This window comes from Nonomuraea sp. NPDC049152, assembly GCF_040648355.1.
Lineage (GTDB): Bacteria > Actinomycetota > Actinomycetes > Streptosporangiales > Streptosporangiaceae > Nonomuraea.
The window spans coordinates 118,304-135,181 of record NZ_JBEZDO010000011.1 but is presented as its reverse complement, the minus strand read 5'-3'; the positions used below and the strand labels follow the sequence as shown (position 1 = coordinate 135,181).

General features: G+C 69.1%; 15 protein-coding genes, 1 tRNA gene and 1 other RNA gene. 7 read left to right on the top strand and 10 right to left on the bottom strand.

What is annotated here, in order from left to right; translation table 11 throughout:
* Window positions 1–69: 69 nt before the first annotated feature.
* From AB0B45_RS21610 to AB0B45_RS21600, 3 genes are read right to left on the bottom strand one after another with little or no spacing between them, the layout of a single operon-like run.
* Complete coding sequence (locus tag AB0B45_RS21610; protein ID WP_358132987.1) at window positions 70–600, bottom strand: DUF5063 domain-containing protein; 531 nt, start codon at window positions 598–600, stop codon at window positions 70–72.
* Window positions 593–1,192, bottom strand: coding sequence for a recombination mediator RecR (gene recR, locus AB0B45_RS21605; RefSeq protein ID WP_358132984.1), 600 nt, complete (start codon window positions 1,190–1,192; stop codon window positions 593–595). The genes AB0B45_RS21610 and recR overlap by 8 nt, the downstream gene beginning before the upstream one ends.
* A 3-nt stretch (window positions 1,193–1,195) precedes the next feature.
* Complete coding sequence (locus AB0B45_RS21600) at window positions 1,196–1,546, bottom strand: YbaB/EbfC family nucleoid-associated protein (RefSeq protein WP_358132981.1); 351 nt, start codon at window positions 1,544–1,546, stop codon at window positions 1,196–1,198.
* 331 nt (window positions 1,547–1,877) lie between these two features.
* Between AB0B45_RS21600 and AB0B45_RS21595 the strand changes: the two genes are divergently transcribed.
* Window positions 1,878–3,257, top strand: coding sequence for a GAF domain-containing protein (locus tag AB0B45_RS21595; RefSeq protein ID WP_358132979.1), 1,380 nt, complete (start codon window positions 1,878–1,880; stop codon window positions 3,255–3,257).
* A 198-nt stretch (window positions 3,258–3,455) separates the two neighbouring features.
* On the opposite strand, the gene AB0B45_RS21590 is transcribed toward AB0B45_RS21595, so the two are convergent.
* Together AB0B45_RS21590 and ffs are read right to left on the bottom strand one after the other, a co-directional pair.
* Complete coding sequence (locus tag AB0B45_RS21590) at window positions 3,456–6,200, bottom strand: DNA polymerase III subunit gamma and tau (RefSeq protein WP_358132976.1); 2,745 nt, start codon at window positions 6,198–6,200, stop codon at window positions 3,456–3,458.
* A gap of 32 nt (window positions 6,201–6,232) precedes the next feature.
* An RNA gene (gene ffs / locus AB0B45_RS21585) (signal recognition particle sRNA small type) lies at window positions 6,233–6,328 on the bottom strand.
* Between the two features lie 83 nt (window positions 6,329–6,411).
* Between ffs and AB0B45_RS21580 the strand changes: the two genes are divergently transcribed.
* Window positions 6,412–6,499, top strand: a tRNA-Ser gene (locus tag AB0B45_RS21580).
* A 292-nt stretch (window positions 6,500–6,791) separates the two neighbouring features.
* Here the strand turns inward: AB0B45_RS21580 and AB0B45_RS21575 are convergent.
* Together AB0B45_RS21575 and AB0B45_RS21570 are read right to left on the bottom strand one after the other, a co-directional pair.
* Window positions 6,792–7,772, bottom strand: a complete 981-nt coding sequence (locus AB0B45_RS21575; protein ID WP_358132973.1) for a serine hydrolase domain-containing protein — start codon at window positions 7,770–7,772, stop codon at window positions 6,792–6,794.
* A 612-nt stretch (window positions 7,773–8,384) separates the two neighbouring features.
* Window positions 8,385–8,867, bottom strand: coding sequence for a hypothetical protein (locus AB0B45_RS21570; RefSeq protein ID WP_358132971.1), 483 nt, complete (start codon window positions 8,865–8,867; stop codon window positions 8,385–8,387).
* A gap of 239 nt (window positions 8,868–9,106) precedes the next feature.
* Between AB0B45_RS21570 and AB0B45_RS21565 the strand changes: the two genes are divergently transcribed.
* The gene (locus AB0B45_RS21565; RefSeq protein WP_358132968.1) at window positions 9,107–9,367 is read left to right on the top strand and encodes a hypothetical protein; all 261 of its coding nucleotides are present in this window, start codon (window positions 9,107–9,109) and stop codon (window positions 9,365–9,367) included.
* A gap of 90 nt (window positions 9,368–9,457) precedes the next feature.
* Here AB0B45_RS21565 and AB0B45_RS21560 read toward each other — a convergent pair whose 3' ends face one another.
* The 3 genes from AB0B45_RS21560 to AB0B45_RS21550 are packed head-to-tail and all read right to left on the bottom strand — an operon-like array spanning window position 9,458 to window position 12,469.
* Window positions 9,458–10,549, bottom strand: a complete 1,092-nt coding sequence (locus AB0B45_RS21560) for a LacI family DNA-binding transcriptional regulator (protein WP_358132966.1) — start codon at window positions 10,547–10,549, stop codon at window positions 9,458–9,460.
* A 12-nt stretch (window positions 10,550–10,561) separates the two neighbouring features.
* Complete coding sequence (locus AB0B45_RS21555; protein WP_358132963.1) at window positions 10,562–11,461, bottom strand: PfkB family carbohydrate kinase; 900 nt, start codon at window positions 11,459–11,461, stop codon at window positions 10,562–10,564.
* A 6-nt stretch (window positions 11,462–11,467) separates the two neighbouring features.
* Window positions 11,468–12,469 (bottom strand): SIS domain-containing protein, encoded by a 1,002-nt coding sequence (locus AB0B45_RS21550; RefSeq protein WP_358132960.1) that lies wholly within the window; start codon window positions 12,467–12,469, stop codon window positions 11,468–11,470.
* 239 nt (window positions 12,470–12,708) lie between these two features.
* Here AB0B45_RS21550 and AB0B45_RS21545 point away from each other — a divergent pair, with 239 nt between their 5' ends.
* From AB0B45_RS21545 to AB0B45_RS21530, 4 genes are all read left to right on the top strand, one after another.
* Window positions 12,709–14,028 (top strand): extracellular solute-binding protein, encoded by a 1,320-nt coding sequence (locus AB0B45_RS21545; protein ID WP_358132957.1) that lies wholly within the window; start codon window positions 12,709–12,711, stop codon window positions 14,026–14,028.
* Between the two features lie 26 nt (window positions 14,029–14,054).
* The gene (locus AB0B45_RS21540; RefSeq protein WP_358132954.1) at window positions 14,055–14,942 is read left to right on the top strand and encodes a sugar ABC transporter permease; all 888 of its coding nucleotides are present in this window, start codon (window positions 14,055–14,057) and stop codon (window positions 14,940–14,942) included.
* Window positions 14,939–15,772 (top strand): carbohydrate ABC transporter permease, encoded by an 834-nt coding sequence (locus AB0B45_RS21535; protein ID WP_358132951.1) that lies wholly within the window; start codon window positions 14,939–14,941, stop codon window positions 15,770–15,772. The genes AB0B45_RS21540 and AB0B45_RS21535 overlap by 4 nt, the downstream gene beginning before the upstream one ends.
* An 89-nt stretch (window positions 15,773–15,861) precedes the next feature.
* A complete protein-coding gene (locus tag AB0B45_RS21530; RefSeq protein WP_358132948.1) occupies window positions 15,862–16,845 on the top strand; it encodes an aldo/keto reductase in 984 nt (327 codons plus the stop codon).
* Window positions 16,846–16,878 lie beyond the last annotated feature (33 nt).

The window sequence follows — 16,878 nt, the reverse complement described above, 5'->3', positions numbered from 1 at the left end:
TGGACTGTGAGCTGCCAGTCTACTGGCGGCCTCTCATGGACCTGGAGGTTCAGCCCACTATGTGGACAATCAGGTGGAGAGCGCCTCTTCCGCCACATCCAGGCGGGTGTGCGCGGCGAGCGCCTGAAGTGCGCGCATGGCGGCGCCCGCGTGGTTGCCCCACGTGTTGAAGTAGGAGTACTGCCACCACCACAACGCCTCGTGCGGCCGCCCCGCGTGATAGTGGCGCAGGCCGTGGATGAGGTCGGCGGCCACGGCCGTCAGGTCGTCGGACAGCCGGTACGGCGTGACGGCGGTGTCCTTGTAGGGGTCGAAGACCTCGGCGTAGTCGTCCACCGCCTCCAGGCGTTCGGCCAGTGCCGTACGGACCCCGTCAACGTCGGGATCCTCGCTCAACGGCGGCTCCCAGTTGCCCGAGAGGATGACGTCCTGGCTGGCTCCGAGCTGGGCGCCCGCCAGGCTCACCTGCGCGACCTCGACAAGGAGCAGTGACCAGATGGCGTCGCCGCCCTCACCGCCCGCCACCCTGCTCAGGCCGTCCAGATAGTTCTGCGCGTGCCCTGCGATCTCGTCGGCGAGAACGCTCCACTGATCAGACATCCAGCAGCCTCCGTCCTTCGAACGCGCGGCCCAGGGTGACCTCGTCGGCGTACTCGAGATCACCGCCAACAGGCAGGCCGCTGGCCAGTCGTGTCACTTTCACGCCCATCGGCTTCACCAGGCGGGCGAGATAGGTCGCCGTCGCCTCCCCCTCCAGATTGGGGTCGGTGGCGAGAATGAGCTCGGTCACCCGGCCGTCGGCCAGGCGGGTCATCAGCTCGCGAATGCGCAGGTCGTCGGGGCCGATGCCGTCGATCGGGCTGATCGCCCCGCCGAGCACGTGGTAGGTGCCGCGGAACTCGCGCGTCTTCTCGATCGCGACGACGTCCTTCGACTCCTCCACCACGCAGATCACGTGGGGGTCGCGCCGCGCGTCGCGGCAGATCCGGCACTCCTCCTCAGAGGCGACGTTGCCGCAGACGCGGCAGAACCGGACCTTCTCCTTGACCTCGAGCAGCGCGTGGGCCAGCCGCTTGACGTCGACGGGATCGGCCGCCAGCAGATGGAAGGCGATCCGCTGCGCGCTCTTGGGACCGACGCCGGGGAGCATGCCCAGTTCGTCGATCAGGTTCTGTACGACCCCTTCGTACATGGCCTAGAACCCTGGAAGCTGGCCGAGACCGCCGCCGCCGAGCCCCTGGGCCAGCGGGCCGAGCTTCTCCTGCTGCAGGTCGGCCGCCGCGCGCACGGCGTCGCGAACGGCCGCGATGACCAGATCGGCGATCGTGTCTGCGGTGTCCTGCGGGTCGTCGGCGTCGACGACCTCCGGATTGATCTTCAGCTCGAGCAGCTCACCGGATCCGTTGACGACAGCCGTGACAAGGCCGCCCCCGGCCGAGCCCTCGATCTGCGCGTCGTTGAGCTCCTGCTGGGCGCTCACGAGCTGCTGCTGCATGAGCTGTGCCTGCTCCAGCAGCTGCTGCAGGTTGACATCCCCTGGGTTCACCTTCGTGCGCTCCTCGTCGGCTCCGCGTCCGTAACTGTCACGAGCCTACGGTGTCTGAGCGCCGACATGTACTGGCAGGCACATGTTTCGACTTTGTCGACGGTCGCGGCGTCATGGCCGGGTCCCAGCCCCCCTCCAGCGTCCGGGACCCGGCCATCACACCGACAGGAGCGGCCGCGCCACGCCGGCGTGATGCAGGAACGTTAACGAGCGCAACGTTGCACACACGTTGCGAGCGATCAATCACCCTATGCAATCCCCCGAACGGCTTGCGCGAAGGACGTGATAACACGGATGCTTCGCCGTACAGCTTGACTACATGGAGTGGCCAATGAGTTACGGTCGGCGGCTTCGCCGGATCCTGGAGACAGGGGTCGGAGCGCCACGCCAGCTGATCAACGCCTCCTGGCAGCGGTCGATGGAGGCCGGTGTCGACCCGGAGAGCCAGACGGCGCCGCTGGTCTACGACGGCTCCCTCATCAAGGACGTCCGCCAGGCCCACCCTCTTCAGCCCCTGCTGCCCATGCTCGCCCAGACCCTCAAGCAGATGGCCGACGAGTCCCAGCACATCATGATCGTGACGGACGCCGAGGGCAGCATCCTGTGGCGCGAAGGCGACTACGGCACCATGCGCCGCGCCGACCTCGTCGGTCTCGCCGACGGACACCACTGGTCGGAGATCTCGGTCGGCACGAATGGCATCGGCACCGCGCTCGCCACCCGCAAGCCCGTCCACGTCTACTCGGAGGAGCACCTGCTGCGCGTGCTCCACTGCTGGTCGTGCAGCTCGGCGCCGATCATCGACCCCGACACCGACACCGTCCTCGGCTGCGTCGACGTCAGCGGCACCTCCCGCAGCCTCCACCCCGCCACCGTCGCGCTGGTCGCCACCACGGCGCGGCTGGCCGAGGCCCGGCTCGCGCTCAGGATGTACGAACGCGACGAACGCCTGCGCAGGCGCTACGACTGCCTGCTCCAGCCACCGGGCGTCCTGGTCACCTCCACCGGCCGGGTCCTGTCCGGCGACCCCGCGGGCCTGCTCGGCCCCCGCATCCAGTTGCCCGAGCCCGGCTCCGCCATCTGTCCCGCGGGGATCCTCGAACCGTTCTTCGACGGGTTCCTGCTGCGTCCCGCCGAGCGGTCCGAGGCGCTGCCGCTGCGGCTCACGTTCCTCGGCGAAGGCCAGCCGATGGCCCGGTACGGCGCCCGCGCCCTGCCTCTCTCACTGCGTCACGCCGAGATCCTGACCCTGCTCGCCCTGCATCCGCGCGGCCTTACCGCAGAGCAACTGTCCTATTACCTCTACGGCGACGACGGCAACCCGGCGACCATCCGCGCCGAGATCTACCGCCTGCGCGCCCAGCTCGGCGGGGCCGTGGCGGCCAAGCCGTACCGGCTGGTCGCGCCCGTCGCCGCCGACTTCCTCGAACTGAGACGGCTCCTCGAGGGCAACGACGTCACCGCCATCGCCCGCGCCTACACGGGGCCGCTGCTGCCCCGCTCGGAGTCGCCCGAGATCAGGAGCGCGCGAGACGAGCTCGAGGTGCAGGTCCGCACCAGCCTGCTCACCTGCGGCTCCGCCGACGACCTCTGGGCCTACGCGCAGACCGCCAACGGCCGCGACGACTTCCAGATCCTCGAACGCGTGGCCGCCACCCTTCCCTTCACCGACCACCGCGCCGCCGCCGCCCGCGCCCGCCTGTCCCCCTGACCCGTGAGCGCCATGCCGGGCGGAGGGGTCGTCCTCAGAATGAGCGGGCAGTCGTGGCTCGCGCCGTCCCGCCTGGTTCTCCTGCATGGACTGGCGGTCCTCCTCGCCGCGACCTGGGGTCCTCCTCCCACGGAGTCGCCGCTCGATGGGACGCCGGGGTTCGGGGCCGATCAGGCCTGACCATTCAGGGTGGACCGGTCAGGTGTGGTCGATCTCGCCGATCATCTGGGCGCCGAGCTCGCGCTGGAGCAGGGCCATGCCGCTGAGCTCGTCCACGTCCGCGTTGGCGTCGTTGAGCGGGTCGACGTCATCGGACTCGGGGCCACGGTTCCGCCCGGGGATCGCGTCGGGCCAGGCGCCCGCGTTGCCGCCGCCGCCCTGCCGGGGTGCGGGCGTGCGAGGGCCCGCCTGCGCGGCCGCCTTGGCCGCCGACCTCGCCGCCGCCAGCCCTGGACTGGGTGTACGGCTCGTCGCCTGCGTGGGGCTCGGCATGGGCGGCGTGCCGAAGTCGTGGTCGTCGGGCGCCTGAGGCCACGACTCATCGGTCGTCAGCCGTTCCCGCTCCTGACCATCCGCACCATCACCGGCCGCCTCGACGTGCCCGGCTCCGGTCCGCTGCCCTGGCCCCGTCGCTTCGGTGTGTCCGGATCCGGCTGGCTGGGCTGAGACGCCTGAGGAGTCGCCTGCCTCTCCAGACCCCCACGACACATCACCCGCCGCGCCGTTCTGCCCGTGGGACGCGCCGCCACCCTGCACGCCGGCGTGCTGGGGGCCACCTGACGACTCGCCACTCGGAGTCCCGCCCGCGAAACCACCCTGAGCGCCGCCCGCGGCGCCACCAGGCCCGCCGCCCTGAGCAGCACCACCAGCACCGCCAGGTCCACCGCCCTGACCACCATGACCGGCAGCCGGGCCTTCCGGCGGCGTCACGCCACCCGGAGAGTCGGAGCCGCCCTGGCCACCGGCGGACCCGCCCGCGAAGGCCGGGCCACCGGGAGAGCCCGAAGCACCCTGGCCGCCTCCCCCTGGAGAGGCGCCGTCAAAAGAAGCGGGGCCGCCCGGAGAAGACTGACCGCCCTGGTGGGACGGGCCGCCCGGAGCGGAGGGGCTGCCCTGAGGGGATGGGGCGCCTTGGGGTGACGGGCCGGCCTGGGGCGAGCGGGGGCCCGGCTGGGGAGCGCGGCCGCCCTGTGGGACGGGAGAGCCTCCCACGACGGCCTCGACCCGCCAGGTGCCGCCCAGCACATCGCCGAGCGCACCGGCCACGACGGCGTCCTTGCCGCCGCCGGTGAAGTTCTTCATCGCGCCGACCTGGCCGAACCCGAGCGTGACCAGGTTGCCCTCGACGCCGACGACCTGGGCGTTGGTGTTGACGTTCGCCCAGACGACGATGCTGCGCTTCTTCAGCGCGGCCAGGACGGCGGGCCACTGCTGCTGGATCAAACCGGCGCCGCCCGTCGCCGCCGGGGCCTGGGCCGGCGCCGGGGCCTGTGCGTGCTGGACCGGCTCGGGCTGCTGTACGGGAGCACCAGGGCGAACGGGCTCAGGCCAGCCGGCATCCCCACCGGTGGCGGCGGCACTCGAAGCAGCGCCTGTGGTCGCGCCGGGCGTCCCACCGCCGTGGCCGTCCGGGGCCGTTCCGCTGGAGGAAGGGCTGGGCGTGCTCATTCCAGCGGCCGCGCCGGGCATGCCGGAGATGTCGCCCACAGCGCCACCGGCGGGCGCGGCGGCGGGGGTGCCTGCCGTACCGGAGGACGAGGCGGAGCGGGCGGCCATCTGGGCGACGACCCCGCCACGCTCAAGCCGTTCGAGGCGGGTGAGCAGAGCCGCCTCGCCCTGCGCGGCGCCGGGCAGCAGCACCCGCGAGCACATCAGCTCGAGCAGCAACCGCGGCGACATGGCGCCGCGCATCTCGGTGAGGCCCGCGTTGAAGATTTCGGCCGCGCGGGTCAGCTCGGCGGGCCCCATGGAGGCGGCCTGGGCGACCAGGCGGTCGAGCTCGTCGGCCGGACGGTCGAGCAGGCCGCTGGTGGCCGCCTCGGGAACGTTGGCGAGGATGACGAGGTCGCGGAAGCGTTCGAGGAGGTCGGCGGCGAACCTCCTGGGGTCGTGGCCGCCCTCGATCACCCTGTTGACCGTCTGGAAGACCGCTCCGCCGTCACGCCTGGCGAAGGCGTCGACCACCTCGTCGAGCAGGTCGCCGTCGGTGTAGCCGAGCAGGGACACGGCCTTGGCGTAGGTGATGCCGTCGTCCTCGGCGCCCGCGAGGAGCTGGTCGAGGATGGACAGCGAGTCACGGGCCGAACCCGCGCCCGCGCGCACGACCATCGGCAGCGCCGCCGGCTCGAAAGGGACGCTCTCGGCGGTGAGGATCTCCTCCATCAGCGCCTTGAGCGTCGCGGGCGGCATCAGCCTGAACGGGTAGTGGTGGGTACGCGACTTGATCGTGCCGATGACCTTTTCCGGCTCGGTCGTCGCGAAGATGAACTTGAGGTGCGGCGGGGGCTCCTCGACGAGTTTGAGCAGCGCGTTGAAACCCTCGCGGGTCACCATGTGCGCCTCGTCGATGATGTAGATCTTGAAGCGCGCGGAGACGGGGGCGAAGAACGCCCGCTCACGCAGGTCGCGCGCGTCGTCGACGCCACCGTGGGAAGCCGCGTCGATCTCGATGACGTCGAGATGGCCGGGGCCCGTGGGGGCGAGCGCCACACAGGACTCGCACTCGCCGCAGGGGTCGGGCGTCGGGCCTTTCTCACAGTTGAGCGAGCGCGCCAGGATGCGGGCGCTGGAAGTCTTGCCACACCCTCGGGGGCCGCTGAAGAGGTACGCGTGGTTGATCCGGCCGGTGCGAAGCGCCTGCCGCAAGGGATCGGTGACGTGTTCCTGACCCTTGACCTCGGCGAAGGTCCCGGGCCGGTACTTGCGGTAAAGCGCAAGACTCATGCGACCATCCCGCCTGCGAGGGGGCTTTCCAATGAAGAGACCCCTCGCACACCCGCCAGAGCCCGCTTATCCTTGCTGCCTTCCGGCCCTGGGGAGGTTCACAGGATGACGCCGCGCGAGGGGTCCTTCGACAGTCTAGCCCCGTACGGCAGTGCTCGCTCCCGCTAATTCGTGGTCTCTTCACCATGAGGAGTCCGGTAAGCTTCTCGACGGAGGATTCGCCTAGTGGCCGAGGGCGCACGCTTGGAAAGCGTGTATAGGGCAACCTATCGGGGGTTCAAATCCCCCATCCTCCGCCAGTTCGGAAGGGGTGCGCCGTGATCACGGCGCACCCCTTCTCGCTTTCCTGTCTCAGTTGGTCATTTCCGGCGGCTCTTCGGGCTCTGCCTCAGACTCCAAGAGCAGCCCATCGACCCTGCTTGGCCACCATGTCCCGCATGGCGTCAGTCACGTGCTGGTACCTGCGCGCCATCCCGGAACTTCACCACCCCATGATGGCCATCACGGTCCTCTCAGGGACTCCAAGGATCAGGAGTACCGTCGCGGTGGTGTGCCGCGCGTCGTGCGGGCGTCCAGTTGACGTGTCGGTCCTCAAGGTGTGAGAGCGCGGGCGATGGGCCAGGCGCCGGGGGAGGTGTTGGAGAGCACGGTGCAGGTGGTGCCGGTGTGCGGGTCGTGGGTGGACTTGAACGACGCGCCGGCGTCCCACCCGACCAGGATCGCCGTGTCGGTGCTCTCGTGCAGCCAGAAGCCGAGACCGTAGCGCATGGATTCTTCGGGTACGTCGCAGCGCGGCCGTACTACCTCTTCGACGGAATCCACTATGTCGCCGGCGAAAAACGCGCGCCAGAAGGTGGAGATGTCGGCGGCGGTGGTGTGGATGCCGCCATCGCCGGTGGCCAGCACCGGCAGGTGGAAGATGTTGGAGCGGTCCACCCCGTCCAATGGCAGGTAACCCACGGCCGCGTCAGCGGGTAGCTCGTCGGAGCGGAGGAAGTCGGTTCTGGTCATGTCGGCCGGGCGGAGCACCCGTTCCCGGACGAGGTCGTGGTAGCCGACACCGCTGGCCCGCTCTGCCAGCAGGGCGAGGACCACGAATCCACCATTGCAGTAGCCGAACCGCTCATCGGCCCGGAACTTGGTGGGATACCCGTCCAGCAGGGGCAGGAAAGCCTCGGTAGTAGTCAGCTCGTGCGCCGCGCCGATGACGTAGTCGGTGATCTCGGTGTCGATCTCTTCGTCCAGGTAGTCACCGATGCCAGAGGTGTGGGTGAGCAGATGTTCGACGGTCACGTCGTCCGCGATCAGCGGTAGATCCTTGCCGAGCAGGGATCGGGCGGTGGTGCTCAGCTGCAGCACGTCGTCACGGACCAGCGAGAGCACGGCCAGGGCGGTGAACCCTTTGCTGCCGCTGGCGATGCCGAATCGGGTGTCCAGGGTGTTGGGAACGTGGTAGGTGCGGTTGGCCAGCCCGTAGGCCTTCGCGAACTCGATCTGGCCGGCCCGGTCGATCCAGACCACACCGGAGAAGCCGGTTTCCTCGGCGATCTTGTCAATGTCCCCATGCGGCATTGGCGCAGACTAACCCAGGCCCGCGCCAATGCCGCACCTATTTATGAGGGGCCGCCGTAGAACCCGCCGAAAAATAGGGCGGATATGGCGAAGTGCCGACTTCGTCGCTGGCGACGGCACTTCGACTTCTCCGGTCACGGAGAACCGAGTGCTGAACAGCTAATACGACGGTTCACCGCCGAACCCGAACGCAAGCCGCGTCCTGGAAATCGCCAACGGCCAGTGCACAGCGCTCCGGATCAGGGACCGATCCCCGGTCGACTGCGCGGGCGCGCGGGAGGTCCTTCGTCAGGCTTCTGCGATAGAATCCCAACCTTCACATCGGGCACGTAACCCCTGGACACCATCACGGACGGGGTCGGGCTGGGCAGGAGAGCTCCCGCCTTCCGCATCGCCTCAAGTAACAGCTCCTCCCGTGAGAGGTGTTCGGCATCTGCGAGTGGTTGCACTCCGCAATCTGGTGGGGCGCTGGTGCTGAGCGTCGGCATCGCTACCAACGCCAGAATCAGCAGGAAGGCCACGCTCCGCTGCTTCACTCACCATCACTTCCAACCGATGGCACCATGCGTCCACCCAAAGAGCCGGCCGGGCAAGGGATTTCGCGCGTTCGGGTCAGGGGTGCCATTCCTCCGACGCCACCGTCTCCTCGGCCGGCGGCGGTTTGATATGCACCTTCATCCCCCAGTCCGATAGCCGGAGATCCTCCGCGTAGGCCCAGGAGGGTTCATCGCCGGGGGACCTGCCCGGGCCGTCGTTCGGGCTGCGCCACGTGCTCCACGCTCTGCGGACGAGCTGGTCGCCGCCGATCCACAACCGCCAGGACACCTTCCAGCCGGCGTACTCATTACCGATGGGCCGCCTGCGGTGGTAGCCGATGCGCATGTCCGGGTTCGCCTTGTAGAGCTGCGCGAAGGTGATGGCGCCTTCGTGGAGGGTGGTGCGCACCCCGTCGTAGACCCCGGCGGGCCGCCTGCGCGTGGTGGTGGCCAGCACGGCTCTGAGCGTGGCCGGGTCGCTGAGGCTGAGATAGAAGCCGGACTTCAGAACGAGCTGGCACGGCCATTCGAAGGTCACCCAGGTCTTGCCCGGCGGCATTGGATCATCAGGGTCGGGCGCCGCGAGACCCGACGAAGTGATGGAGCTGCGCGGCACGACGCCCGTGGACTCTCAGAGGTTTCCGGCTTGATGCTGGAGGAAGTGTCCCGGACGCGCTATGACCAGCGCGAACACAGACAACGACGAGGAACACGCCACGGGACGAGTGTCCCTGCTGTCTTTGAGAATGAGCGGAACGTTACTTGGAGCTCCGCACGTCTTCCAAGGCGGACAGTGTCATGATCGACGCCATGATGGCGATCGTGTCCATGACACCGACCCAGTCCCCATCCAACAACGACGACGTGTTCCACGCCCCTACCCCGGAGGAAACCTTCGCTATCCCAGACACGTCTTCCGGCCTGACGCTCGCTACCCATGTCGCAGAGTGGCTACCCGTCCTCGCTGGCGTCGCTGTCGGAGTAGTCCTCGGCGTCGTCGCCACACTGATCGTCATCAGGGTGAGACGCAGGCACAGGTTCGGCGTGGACCACAGCTAGGTGTCACGTGCTGGCGCCGGACAGTTCCCGCGCGTCCCGGTGATGGCCGACCGCGCCGAAGCAGGGACCTGGGGAAGGCCGGGTGACGTCCTAGGAGGGCGGGGCGACCGAGGAGCGGACGATGAGGCGGGACCGGAGCGTGTGCATCTCCCGGCGCGGTTCCGTGCCCGCGATCGTGTCGAGCAGCACCTCCGCCGCCTTCGCCCCCAGCTCGTGCACCGGCTGCTCGATCATCGTCAGCGGGGGCTCCATCACCGCGGCCCACGAGCTGTCGTCGAACCCGATCAACGCCACGTCCCGCGGATAGGCCAGCCCGGCCGCCCGCAACGCCCGCAACGCCCCCGTCACCGCGTCGGTCTCGGTGCAGAACACCGCGGTGATCCGGTCGGGCAGGGCGAGCATGCGGGCGACCTCCTGTGTCACCCTCTCCTCCGTCTTCCGTCCGACCATCACCACCTCGGGGTCGAAGGGGATGCGCGCGTCGTCGAGCGCGTCGAGGTAGCCGCGCAGCCGTTCGCCGTCCGTCCACAGGTTGCGGGACGCTTCCGCGAGGAGCTCGCGCCTGGTCGCGGGCGCCTCGGGCGCGGGCGGCCCCCACACGAAGCCGATGCGCCGGTGTCCCGCCGCGATGAGCGTCTCGACCGCCTCCCTGGCGGCTTCGCGGTTGTCGATGACGACGGCGTCGAGGTCGAGAGCGGCGACGGCGCGGTCCACGAGCACGACAGGGATGCCGCGCTCCATCGCCGCCCTGATGTGGGCGACCTCTCCCTTGTCGACCGCGGCCGAGGCGACGATGAAGCCGTCGACCCGCTTGTCGATGAGCACGTTCGTCGCCGCGACCTCCTCGTCGAGGTCCTCGTAGGTGCTCAGTACGATCGTGTCGAAGCCCCTGGCGCGGGAGGTGTCGGAGATCCCGCGCACCACCCCGGCGAAGAACGGGTTGCCGATGTCGGCGACGATCACGCCGAGGGTGTGGCTCACCCCGGTCGACATGCTGCGCGCCAGCGCGTTCGCGCGGTAGCCGAGTTTCTCCGCCGCGGCGAGCACGCGCTCCCTCAGCTCGGGGCTGACGTATCCGTACCCGCCGAGGGTCCGGGCCGCGGTGGCGCGGCCGACCCCGGCCTCGCGGGCCACCTCGGAGATCGTCGGCGGTCCCGCCGCGCGGCCCCGGTCAGCTGGCATGGATGGCGTCCCTCATTTCTCGCGTTCGGAGCCTGGCCACATGCTAGCCACGGCCGGACGATCGACGGGCCTGCCGTAGCCGAAGGCGCCCTCGACGAAGCACTGCTCGTAGGCGCTGTCGGCGCCGTCGTGGAGTGCCCGCTCGATCAGGCTCCCGGACGGCCGCGTGCCCGCCGACCACCCGCCGCGCAGCAGGGAGACGGCGAAGCCGGCCAGAAAGGCGTCGCCGCAGCCCATGGTGTCGACCACCTTCTCCTGCTCGACGGGGCGCGCGGCGGCCGAGACGGTGACGCGGCCGTCGTGGGCGATCGCGCCTTCCACGCCGCGGGTGGCGAGCGCCAGACCCGCGCCCCGCCGTACGGCGTCGGCGAGCAGGGCGCGGGTGGCGGCCTCGTCGAGGTGGGAGCAGGAGAGCAGCACCAGGTCGGCGTGCGGGCAGACACGGTCCAGGTAGGAGGGAGCGCGGTACTCCTCCTCGCTCGACAGGTCGAAGCTCACGAGCGTGCGCAGCTTCGGCAGTTCGCTCTCGCTGCGGGAGTACACGCTCGAATGGACCAGGTCGAAGGACGAGGCGTAGTCGAGCAGCTCGCCGTCGAGCACGAGCGGCTCCCTGACCGTGACGCCGCCGCCGTTCCAGCCGAGGAAGACCCTGTCGCCGTCGTCGACGCGCAGGGTGGAGACGCCGGTCTCGCCCCGCCGTACGGCGCAGCGGTCGACGGCGACGCCCTGCGCGGCGATCGACGCGCGGAGGAAACCGCCGAGGTCGTCGTCGCCGAAGACCCCGAGGTAGGCGGCTTCGACGCCCAGGCGGTCGGCGTAGACGGCGACGTTCACGCTGTTGCCGCCCGGATAGTCGATGCCGCGGTCGACGAACCGGTCGACGATGTTGTCGCCGAAGCCGAGGACTCTCATGAAGGCTCAGTAGTCCATGACGCGGTAGTAGCGGCGCAGGTCGAGTGAGTGGTCCCGGACCCGCTCCAGGTGCTTGCTGACCCTGCCCATGACGGTGTCGAGGACGAGCGGCGCGAGCAGGCCGCGAAACTCGGGGCTGATGCCGTCGAGCGCGTAGTCGCGGGTGTCGAAGACGGTGACGTCCTTCGACACGCGTTTGGCGAAGGATTCGGCCCTGTCGGTGAGGGCGCGGGTCTCGTCCTCGCCCTGGAAGACGATCACGCTCGTGTCCTCTTCGAGCAGCTCGAGCGAGCCGTGGAAGAACTCGGCGCTGTGCACCCGCGTGGTGCGCAGCCACTGCATCTCCTCGAGGATGCACATGGAGTAGAGGTAGGTGAAGCCCCAGAGGTTCCCGCCGCCGACGAGGAAGTGGTAGCCGGTGTCCTTGTGGGCCTCGGCGAAGTCCGACGCCGCGGGCTCGGCCTGCTTGGCCACCTCGACCAGGATGCCGGGGATGCCCGCGAGCTCGTCGGCGAACTTCTCGTAGGCGTCGAACTCGCCCCTGCGCGACAGGAGGCGGCCCATGAACAGCAGGAGCTGAGGGTCGAAGGGCCAGGTCTTCGGCTCGGAGATGAGCGCGACGTCGACCTTCGTGGCGACCGGCGACTCGGGGTAGCCGGTGAAGCCGATCGTGTAGGCGCCCTTGGCCTTGCAGTACTCGATGGCGCGGACGCTGTCGTCGGTCGTGCCCGACACCGAGGTGAAGATCGCCACAGTGCGCTCGCCGAGCGTCGCGTCGCCCGAGGCGATCAGCTCGGCCGCGATCACCGCGCGTACGGCGAGGCGTGACGAGCGCCTGGCCAGGTGCTCGTAGGGCCACATCTGCGCGTAGGTGCCGCCGGCGCCGACGAGGAGGAGGTTGTCGAAGCCCTCGTCAACGAGGCGGTCGACGAGCTCCTCGATCCTGGGGCGCAGTGCCACCGCGCTCGCCAGCTGTGAGACGAATTCGGGCTCGTTGAATCCGAGCATGTTCGCGTCCTTTCGGGAATTGCGCGACCGGCGGCGCCTCGCGACCTGATACCGGTATCACGCGGCATCACGCTGACACAGCGAAACCATCGTCGTCAACTCATCCATCCAGCCTGGAGCGATGTGCAAAGAAAATAAGATCTTGGTCCACCCTCTGGTACCGGTATCAGATGCGCTGTACAGTCGGCGCTCACCCCCTCTCCCCGAAAGGCCCGAGAGATCCGAGAGAAAGGAAGCCCATGCGTCCTCGCGCCCTGACGACGTTGGCCGCACTGGCCGGAACCTCGGTGCTCGCCCTCACCGGCTGCTCAGGCGGCACGGCGGCAGCCCCCACGGTCGACATCAACGCCAAGCCGGAGTTCTCCGGCACGCTCAGCGTCCTGACCAAGTTCGCGGGCGACCCGCTGAGCCCGTACTTCGAGCAGCTCGCCACCGCCTACGAGAAGCAGCACCCCGGCGTGAAGGTCGAGCTCATCCAGGAGACCGACCAGAGCGTCAAGGACAAGACCAAGACCCTGACCGCCTCCGACGCGCTGCCCGACGTCTACTTCACGTGGACCGGCAACTGGGCGGAGAACTTCGTGCGCGGCGGCAGGGCCGCGGACCTCACCAAGGTGATCGGCCCCGACACCGAGTGGGGGCGGACCTTCAGCAAGGCCTCGCTGTCCGCCTTCGCCTACGACGGCAAGTACTACGGGATCCCGCTCTACAACAACGGCAAGTTCATGGGCTACAACAAGGCCGCCTTCGCCAAGGCGGGCGTCAAGGTGCCCACCACGTTCGAGGAGCTCGTCGGCAGCTGCCATGCGCTGCGCAAGGCCGGCTACGAGCCGATCGCCTTCGGCAACAAGGACGGCTGGCCCGCGCTGCACTACCTGCAGCAGCTCTTCGCCTACAACGTGCCGGACGCCGCCCTCAAGGCCGACGTCCGTCCCGCGACGGCCAAGCTCGACCACGCCGGCTACCTCGCCGCGCTCAAGCAGTTCAAGACGCTCGTCACCGACTGCACCGACTCGGGCAGCGGCACCAACGGCGTGCTCTACACCTCCGCGCAGGAGGCGTTCGCCAACGGCAAGGCCGCCATGTACTACCAGGAGATCCTGGAGTTCGACAGCACGACGGCCGACCGCGGGCTCGCCGCCAAGGACTTCGGCATCTTCCCCCTGCCCGTCCCCTCGGGCGCGGCGGGCAACCCCAAGGTCATCGAGGGGGCGCCCGAGGGATACCTGGTCAACGCCAGGTCGCCGCGCGTCGCGCTCGCCGTCGACTTCATGAAGTTCGTGACGAGCCTCGAGAACGCCAAGACCCTCTCCTCTCCCCCGTACGGCCAGCCGAGCACGGTCATCGGCGCCGTCACGCCCGAGACGTCGAGCAAGGCCGTGTTCGAGGGCATCGAGCTCGTCAACGGCGCGCCGCAGCTGGCCAGCTGGCTCGACATGGTCACGGTGCCCGAGGTCGCCGACGCGTGGCTGGCCGGCGGCGAGGCCCTCATCAGCGGTGGCAAGGCTCCCGAGCAGGTGCTCCAGAGCGTGCGCCAGGCCTCGGAGTCGGCGAAGTAGGCCGCGGGGCCGAAGGGAAGCATGCCGTGCGCACCATCACTCAACGGGCACTAGGGCTCGCGTGGGTCGTCCCCGCCCTCGTGCTGGTCGGGGTGTTCGTCTACCTGCCGCTCGTGCAGAACATCGGGTTCAGCACGCTCAAGTGGGACATCTACAGCGGAAGCCAGGAGTACGTCGGCCTCGACAACTACCGCAAGCTGCTCGACGACCCCGTCTTCTGGTCGTCGTTCGGCAACAACCTGCTGTACGCGGTGATCTCGATCGTGTTCCAGGTGTTCGGCGCGCTTCTGCTGGCCGCGCTCATCGAGAGCATCCGCAGCGACCGGTGGCGGCGCGGCCTGCGGGCGGTCTACTTCGTCCCCTCGGCGATCTCGCTGACCGTCGCGGGCCTGCTCTTCTACTTCATCTACGAGCCGAACCTCGGCCCGCTCAACCACGCCCTCGAAGCGGTGGGGCTGGGCGTGTTCGACCACTCGTGGCTAGGCCAGGAGAGCACCGCGATGATGGCGATCATCGCGATGAGCCAGTGGCAGGGCTTCGGGTACTCCACCCTGCTGTTCGCCGTCGCGATCCAGCGCATCCCCTCCGAGCTGTACGGCGCCGCCGCCATCGACGGCACGGGACCGATCCGCCGCTTCACGAACGTGACGGTCCCCCTGGTACGCGAGATGACCGGGCTCATGACGATGGTCACGATCTCGGGGGCGTTCCAGGTGTTCAACGAGGTCATGGTGATGACCAGCGGAGGCCCCGACAACTCGACCCAGGTCATGGGCACGTGGCTCTACCGCAACGGGTTCGTGCGCAACAACTTCGGCTACGCCGCCGCGATCGCCACGCTGATCTTCGTGATCACGCTCGGCATCGCCATGGCGCAGCTGTGGGTCACGCGGAAGAGAAGGGTGGAGTGGTGAGGCGCCTGAGCTTTCTCGGCGTGATCGCGCGCGTGTTCATGTGGGCCTTCCTGCTCGGGCTCGCGGTGGTCGTGCTGTACCCCCTGCTGTGGATGGTGCTCAACGGGTTCAAGACCAACGCCGAGCTGTTCGGCGACCCGTTCGCCCTGCCCGTCGACTGGAGCTTCTCGAACTACCAGAAGGCCTGGAACCGAGGGGTGGACAGCTACCTCACCACCAGCGTGCTGGTCACGGTCACCTCGACGGTGGCCACCGTGTTCGTCAGCGCGTGGGCCGCGTACGGTCTCACGCGCGTCGACATCCCCTTCAACAAGGCGATCACCGGGACGATCCTCGGCGGGCTCATGCTCGCTCCGACGGTGGCGCTCGTGCCGCTGGTGAAGATGTTCCAGGCGATGGGGCTCTACAACAGCTTCTGGGCGTTGCTCATCCTGTACACCGCCTTCCGTATACCGTTCACCACCTTCCTCATCCGCGCGTACATGATCGACCTCCCGCGCGAGGTCGACGAGGCGGCGGAGATGGACGGCGCCGGACGCTGGACCGCGTTCTGGCGGGTCATCCTCCCGATGAGCAAGCCGATCATCACGTCGACGGTCATGCTGCACGTGCTGTTCGCCTGGAACGAGTACCTCTTCGCGATGGTCTTCACCAGCGGCAGCGGGGTGCAGACCCTGCCGGTGGGGCTGACGAGCCTGATGAGCAAGCACGGCACGGACTACCCGGTCGTGTTCGCGGGAATGGTGATCGCGGCCGTTCCGGTGGTGCTGCTCTTCTTCTTCGGCCAGCGGTACATCGTGAAGGGCCTCGCCGACGGCATCGGAAAGTGAGCTCCGGGGGCTTCGCCGGTGGCAAGCCCTCGCATGGGCTGGAGTGACCCGGGTGGACAGTCGATCGGGCGTCGCTCGATGCTGAAGCCATGGAACAGCGGATATTCGGCAGGTCAGGTCAGCGGGCGTCCGTCGTCGGGCTGGGGACGTGGCAGCTCGGCGCGGACTGGGGCGAGGTCGAGGAGAAGGACGCGCCGGCCGTCCTCGACGCGGCCGTGGAGGAGGGCGTGACCTTCTTCGACACCGCCGATGTGTACGGCGACGGCCGCAGCGAGCAGTTGATCGGCGCCTACCTGCGCGACCGCCCGGACGCCGACATCCTGGTGGCGACCAAGATGGGCCGCAGGGTCGCGCTGGACCCCTCGCTCTACACCCTCGACAACTTCCGCGCCTGGACGGACAGGTCCCGCGCGAACCTCGGCGTGGACCGGCTCGACCTGGTGCAGCTGCACTGCCCGCCGACTCCCGTGTACTCCTCGGAGGCCGTCTTCGACGCCCTGGACACGCTGGTCGAGGAGGGCAGGATCGCCGCCTACGGGGTGAGCGTGGAGACCTGCGACGAGGCCCTCACCGCGATCGCCAGGCCTGGCACGGCCAGCGTGCAGATCATCTTCAACGCCTTCAGGCTCAAGCCGCTGGAGCGGGTCCTGCCCACCGCCGCGGAGGCAGGAGTGGGGATCATCGCCAGGGTGCCGCTGGCCTCGGGGCTCCTGTCGGGCAAGTACACCAGGGACACCGTCTTCCCCGCCGACGACCACAGGACCTACAACAGGCACGGCGAGTCGTTCGACCAGGGCGAGACGTTCTCCGGCGTCGACTTCGCCACCGGGGTCGAGGCGGCGGTGGAGTTCGCGGCGCTGGCGCCCGACGGCGCGACGCCCGCGCAGGCGGCGCTGCGGTGGATCGTCCAGCAGCCGGGCGTGACGACTGTCATCCCCGGGGCCCGCTCGCCCGAGCAGGCTCGGGCCAACGCGGACGCCGCCGCGCTGCCGCCGCTGCCGGAGGCGACGCTGCTTGCCGTACGGGATCTCTATGACAGGAAGATCCGCGCCCAGGTCCATCACCGCTGGTGACGCTTTCCGGGGTACGGCACGCGCCGTACCCCG

Coding starts and splice junctions, on each gene's coding strand:
- AB0B45_RS21595 (WP_358132979.1), top strand. CDS start 1,878: ATGAGTTACGGTCGGCGGCTTCGCCGGATCCTGGAGACAGGGGTCGGA.
- AB0B45_RS21530 (WP_358132948.1), top strand. CDS start 15,862: ATGGAACAGCGGATATTCGGCAGGTCAGGTCAGCGGGCGTCCGTCGTC.
- recR (WP_358132984.1), bottom strand. CDS start 1,192: ATGTACGAAGGGGTCGTACAGAACCTGATCGACGAACTGGGCATGCTC.
- AB0B45_RS21545 (WP_358132957.1), top strand. CDS start 12,709: ATGCGTCCTCGCGCCCTGACGACGTTGGCCGCACTGGCCGGAACCTCG.
- AB0B45_RS21560 (WP_358132966.1), bottom strand. CDS start 10,549: ATGCCAGCTGACCGGGGCCGCGCGGCGGGACCGCCGACGATCTCCGAG.
- AB0B45_RS21590 (WP_358132976.1), bottom strand. CDS start 6,200: ATGAGTCTTGCGCTTTACCGCAAGTACCGGCCCGGGACCTTCGCCGAG.
- AB0B45_RS21550 (WP_358132960.1), bottom strand. CDS start 12,469: ATGCTCGGATTCAACGAGCCCGAATTCGTCTCACAGCTGGCGAGCGCG.
- AB0B45_RS21555 (WP_358132963.1), bottom strand. CDS start 11,461: ATGAGAGTCCTCGGCTTCGGCGACAACATCGTCGACCGGTTCGTCGAC.
- AB0B45_RS21565 (WP_358132968.1), top strand. CDS start 9,107: ATGATCGACGCCATGATGGCGATCGTGTCCATGACACCGACCCAGTCC.
- AB0B45_RS21570 (WP_358132971.1), bottom strand. CDS start 8,867: ATGCCGCCGGGCAAGACCTGGGTGACCTTCGAATGGCCGTGCCAGCTC.
- AB0B45_RS21575 (WP_358132973.1), bottom strand. CDS start 7,772: ATGCCGCATGGGGACATTGACAAGATCGCCGAGGAAACCGGCTTCTCC.
- AB0B45_RS21610 (WP_358132987.1), bottom strand. CDS start 600: ATGTCTGATCAGTGGAGCGTTCTCGCCGACGAGATCGCAGGGCACGCG.